The organism is Paenibacillus sp. AR247 (genome assembly GCF_002968895.1).
Lineage (GTDB): Bacteria > Bacillota > Bacilli > Paenibacillales > Paenibacillaceae > Paenibacillus_AQ > Paenibacillus_AQ favisporus.
The window spans coordinates 1-1364 of record NZ_PCZT01000050.1 but is presented as its reverse complement, the minus strand read 5'-3'; the positions used below and the strand labels follow the sequence as shown (position 1 = coordinate 1364).

Here is a 1364-nt window from a genome sequence, read left to right as displayed (position 1 = left end):
AATCGCTCCTTGCTATTCTGTGAGACTGGTATGAAGTAATACTTACTACCGCTATAAAGTAACACGCAGTAGCTTGGTTTTGTCAACGGCGTTTCTCGTCGCTATTTTATAAAATAGGCTTACTATTTGTATTTTCCATCACAAGCTGTGAAGCCTCTTATTGTCGGGTATTCTGGATACTGAAACAACGTCCTGTAACCCAGGCATTAGTTAAAACAAAAAAAGCCGCAGTTATGCGGCTATTCTCTATGTATGTTCTCGTCGTCTTACAATGTATCATGAGATGATGTGAATTTTCTATGACCGTCTGTTGTCAGAATAGACTTTATGAACCTCAGTATTCAACTTATATAAACGAAATCCTTCGGACAAATTATTACGCCTAATTATACTTCAAGTCTCCCAGCTTGCTGCGGATCCATGCCACCAGAAAGAGAAGCAGGCCGAACACAAGCACTGAGAAGTCGAACAAGATGTGACTCGTCGCTAAATAACGTTCAAAATCAATATCGCTTGTAATGCCCCAATAGCTTACAACCAGGACCAAAAATCCAAGCGTAAAGGAGAGCGCCCGATAATTCTTGAGCCCCGTCCATTCGGCTATTCCCGTTACGGTTGCATAATGATAAGTGGCCAGCTCGATAAATGTGCCGGGCAGCCATACAGCAAGCAGCAAAGCATCGATGTGCTGAAAGAATTCACCGAGTGCAATATAACGAACGACTTCGATAAAGGGATAGTTCAACGTACTGGTATACTCGCCAAAAAGGATACGGATATAAGCCCGGATGCGGCCAATGTAATCATTTCACCAAACCAGGCAGTCATAACGAACAATGTTACCTTTCGTTTATCGGACAATAACGGGTAATACAGCCCTAGCAAAATATACCCTGCAAACCATGTGAACGGAACGGTGGCTCCTTTGAGCGATGGTATAGGCCCTTTTCCCAAGATCGGCAAAGCATTCGATAACTCCCATTCAGGGATTGTAAGAATGCTCAATATGACAAACACAACGACTGTAGCCGGTATAAACAACTGTGCCAACCGCCCAAGCACCTCAACGCCGCCCCTAGCTGTATAGGCAACAAGGAACATGATTCCGCCAGAGATGACTACGGTAGGGGTGTTTTCCAAAAATACAGAAGATATGAAGTCGGTGTATATCCGCAAGATCACGCTGGTCAGATAAAAGGCATAGAACACGAAGATAAACCCTGCCGCTATACCCAGCCATTTTCCTAAAATACGTTTGCTGTAAACGATAATGGATTCTTCCGGAAACATCCGGCTGAGCCGCAGCATGGCCAGCACCATCATAATGCCGGTAAAATGTGACCATACGGGCGACAACCACAAGT

General features: G+C 44.3%; 1 pseudogene. It reads right to left on the bottom strand.

Annotation, left to right across the window (positions count from 1 at the left end):
- Positions 1-382: 382 nt before the first annotated feature.
- Positions 383-1308 (bottom strand): annotated as a pseudogene (locus tag CPT76_RS41100) (GerAB/ArcD/ProY family transporter).
- Positions 1309-1364 lie beyond the last annotated feature (56 nt).